This window comes from Eggerthella sp., assembly GCF_048329335.1.
GTDB lineage: Bacteria > Actinomycetota > Coriobacteriia > Coriobacteriales > Eggerthellaceae > Eggerthella > Eggerthella lenta.
The window spans coordinates 1-4,032 of sequence record NZ_DBFEGU010000287.1; the positions used below are offsets into that span (position 1 = coordinate 1).

Annotated in this window: 3 protein-coding genes; all 3 read left to right on the forward strand. The window is 68.0% G+C overall.

Annotated elements, in window-relative coordinates:
• Nucleotides 1–299: 299 nt before the first annotated feature.
• Complete coding sequence (gene murB / locus ACMO6A_RS09215; protein ID WP_009608550.1) at nt 300–1,217, forward strand: UDP-N-acetylmuramate dehydrogenase; 918 nt, start codon at nt 300–302, stop codon at nt 1,215–1,217.
• A 226-nt stretch (nt 1,218–1,443) separates the two neighbouring features.
• The gene (cydD, locus tag ACMO6A_RS09220; RefSeq protein WP_114532509.1) at nt 1,444–3,189 is read left to right on the forward strand and encodes a thiol reductant ABC exporter subunit CydD; all 1,746 of its coding nucleotides are present in this window, start codon (nt 1,444–1,446) and stop codon (nt 3,187–3,189) included.
• The coding region (locus ACMO6A_RS09225) for an ABC transporter transmembrane domain-containing protein (protein ID WP_418471136.1) at nt 3,186–4,032 on the forward strand (847 nt) is incomplete at its 3' end. The genes cydD and ACMO6A_RS09225, both read left to right, overlap by 4 nt.

Here is a 4,032-nt window from a genome sequence, read left to right on the forward strand (position 1 = left end):
GACAAGATCGTGGTACTCAAAGAGGGCCGCGTCGCCGAGCAGGGCGCGCCCGCCGAGCTCATGGCGCGCGAGGGAGGGCTGTACCGGCGCATGGTGGAGCTGCAGACCGAAGCTTCGGGGTGGTCGCTGGCTTCCTGACGCCTCGCTTCTTTCCTTCGGCGATGGCGCTCGGCATGCCGTCGCGCCGGGAAACCGTCGGGACGAGGCGCGCGCGACAGGGCTGCATGCGCCGTTATGCGTTACCATGGTGCGAGGCGCATAGCGCGGCTTGGAGCCGCGCCGAGGAAAGGATGTAGACAGTGGATCGCGTGTTGCTGAAAGGCGCGCTGGCCGAGCTGTTCGACGAAGGGGCGGCTCGCTTCGACGCTTCGATGGCGGAGCTCACGACGTTTCGCATCGGAGGTCCGGCCGACGTTCTCGTGGAGCCTCGCACGGCGGACGAGGCGCGTGTCGTATTGGCGGCATGTCGCCGCCTGGGCGTTGCGGTGCGTGTGATGGGGCTTGGCAGCGACGTGCTGGTGGCGGACGAGGGGCTTCGTTGCGTCGTCGTGCGCATCGCCGAGAGCTTGTCGCAGGTGGAGGTCGACGGCGAGCGGATGCATGTGGAGGCGGGCGCGTCGAACGCCGACGTGGCGCGGCGCGCATGCGAGGAGGGGCTTGCGGGATACGAGTTCGCCTGCGGCATCCCGGGCACCGTGGGCGGCGCGGCCGTCATGAACGCGGGCGCCTACGGAGGCGAGTTCAAGGACGTGGCCGAATCGGTGCGCTGCCTCACGCCGGAGGGCGAGCTGGTGGACGTGGACGCCGAGCGGGCGCAGTGGTCGTATCGGCATTCGATGATGGGCGAGGCCGGTTTCGTGGTGCTGGGAGCGACGCTGCGCCTGGCTCCCGACGACCCGCGCGCCATCCGGGAGCGCATGGACGACCTCGCGCGCCGGCGCGCCGAGAAGCAGCCGCTCGAGCTGCCCAGCGCCGGAAGCACCTTCAAGCGCCCTGCCGGGTTCTTCGTCGGGCAGCTGGTGCAGGAGGCGGGGTTACGAGGGTACCGCGTGGGCGGTGCCCAAGTGTCCGAGAAGCACACCGGTTTCGTGGTGAACGCGGGCGGCGCCACGGCGGCCGACGTGCGCCGCCTCATCGCCGATGTGCAGGAGCGCGTGCGGGCGAGCGCCGGCGTGGATCTCGAGCCCGAGGTGCGCATGTGGGGCTTCGAGGAATAAGCTCGTCCCCAATGTCTTGCGACAAAGGAACAAATGTTTCACGTGAAACATTTGTTCGCGCACGAAGATGACAGGAGGCAGCAACCGCTCGCTTAGGTAACGGGCGGGCGTGCGCTTGCTTGGGCGATATAGAGGGCGAGCGCTTCTTTAGGCGAACTGCCCTTTCCTATGAATCACGGAAATGTTACTATTGCTATAACATAAGTGGACGCAAGGGGGCGTGCGTATGATCGATCGGGCTTTGTTCGCGCTGGAGGGCATCCGCGGCGCGCTGGCGGCGCTGGTGGCCCTTGCCGTGGCCCGGGCGCTGCTCGTGGTGGGGCAGGCATGGTCGTTGGCAAGCGCCATCGTGCATCTATGGGAAGGCGCGCCGCTGCCCGACCAGGCTCCGCTCATCGTCCTGTTCTTCCTCTGTTTCGTAGGCGGCCAGCTGGTGCGCTACGCGCAGGATTCCTATCTCGACCGCTACGCCTACGCACGCATCGACGCACTGCGCCGCGAGCTTCTGCAGGCGGTGTTCGGCCAGGGTGCGCGCATCGTGCAAGCTCAGGGCACCGGCAGCGTCACTGCGATGGTGTTGGAGGGCATCGACCAGGTGGAGACGTACCTGCGCCTCATCCTGCCGAAGATCGTGTGCGTGGTCGTGGTGCCGTTCATCGTGCTGGTCTGCGTGTTCCCGGTGGATTGGGTGTCGGGCGCCATCATGCTGGTCATGTACCCGGTCATCGTGTTCTACATGGAGCTGATCGGCGCGACGGCGAAGGCGGCCGCGTCGCTGCAGCACGAGGAGTACCAGCGGCTGTCGAACCATTTCATCGACTCGATGCGCGGCATCGACACGCTCAAGCTTTTCGGCCGCGGCAGGCGGCACGGGCAGCTCATCTACGAGGTGAGCGAGCGCTTCCGCGAGGCAACGGTTAAGACGCTGCGCATCGCCACGCTGTCGGGCTCCGTGCTCGACCTCATCTCCACGCTGTCGCTGGCGGCCGTGGCCATCATGCTGGGATTTCGCCTCGGGGACGGCTCGATCGCCTTCTTCCCGGCGCTGTTCGTGCTGGTGCTGGTGCCGGAGTACTTCAAGCCCATCCGCGAGTTCGCCAGCGACTACCACGCCTCGCTCGACGGCAAGAACGCGCTTGCCTCCATCCAGGGGATCATCGCGTCGGCGGCGGAGGGCGCGCCGGACGTCGCAAGCGACGAGGCCGCGGCGCCGCACGACGTTCCCGTCTGGAGCGAAGATGCGACGCTCGAGCTGGACGGCGTGCGCTTCTCGTATCCCGAGCACGAGGCGCTTTCGGACGTGTCCTTCGCCGTGCGCGGTTTCGCGCGCATCGGCGTCATCGGGGCCAGCGGCTCGGGCAAGAGCACGCTCGTGAACCTGTTGGGCGGCTTCGCGGCTCCCAGCGCGGGCACGGTGCGCGCCTCGGGGCGGCAGCTGGCAGACCTGCGCGAGCCTTCGTGGCAGCGCCAGGTGCTCTACATCCCGCAGGACCCGTACCTGTTCCACGCCACGCTGCGCGACAACATCGTGCTCTACCGTCCCGATGCCGACGACGATGAGGTTGCGTGCGCGGTGGAGGTCGTGGGGCTGGGCGATCTCGTGGCCGAGCTGCCGGACGGGCTGGACACGCTGGTGGGCGAGGGCGCCCGCGCGCTGTCGGGCGGCCAGGCGCAGCGCATCGCGCTGGCCCGCGCGCTTTTGGACCGTTCGCGGCGCATCCTGCTGTTCGACGAGCCCACGGCGCACCTCGACATCGAGACCGAGCTGGAGCTGAAGGAGCGCATGCTGCCGCTCATGGAAGGCCGTCTCGTGGTGTTCGCCACGCACCGGCTGCACTGGGTGCACGACATGGACGCCGTGCTGGTGATGGAGGACGGGCGCGTGGCCGAGTTCGGCGCGCCTCGGGAGCTTGCCGCGCGCGACGGCGCGTACGCGCGCTTGGCGTCGCGGTTGGAAGGAGGCGCGCTATGAGCAGGGAAGGCGAAGCCGTGCAGGGCGCCGTGCCGCGCGAGGAGGGGTTCGCGAGTGTGCTGCGCCGCGACGCCTGGGTGAAGCCGTTCTTCTTCCGTTACCGCAAGGCGTTGGCGTTGGCGCTTTTCCTGGGGCTGCTGACGTTCGGGTTCGCCTCGGCGCTGATGTTCACCTCAGGCTACCTGGTCAGCGCTTCGGCGGTGGTTGAGACCATCCTCTTTCTGCACCTGCCGCTCATCTTCGTGCGCATCTTCGGCGTGGGCAAGCCCATCCTGCAGTACCTCGAGCGCTTGACCAGCCACGACTGGGTGCTGCGCATGACCAGCGGATTGCGGTTGAAGCTGTACCGCGCGCTGGAGCGCGATGCCGTGTTCTTCCGCGCCACGCACCGCACGGGCGACGTGCTGGGCCTTCTGGCCGAGGATATCGGGCACATTCAGAACCTGTACCTGCGCACCGTGTTCCCCACGGTGACGGCATGGCTGCTGTTCGTCGTGCTGGTGGCATGCCTGGGCTGGTTCTCGCTCTGGCTCGCGCTGGCGATGCTGCTGGTGCTGGGCACGGCGGTGTTCCTCGTGCCGCTGGTGTCGGTGCTGGCGAACGCCGCGCGCCAGGCGCGCCACAAGCAGATGAAGAACGAGCTGTACGCCGAGCTGGCCGACAACGTGCTGGGTGTGTCCGACTGGGTGTTCGCCGGGCGCGGCGAGGAGTACCTCACGCGCCATAAGGAGCGCGAGCTGCGGATGCGCGACGTGCAGGAGCGCATGGAGCGCTTCGGTCGGCGCCGCGACGTGGTGCTGCAGGCGCTGTTCGGCATCTGCGCCGTGCTGCTGCTGGTGTGGG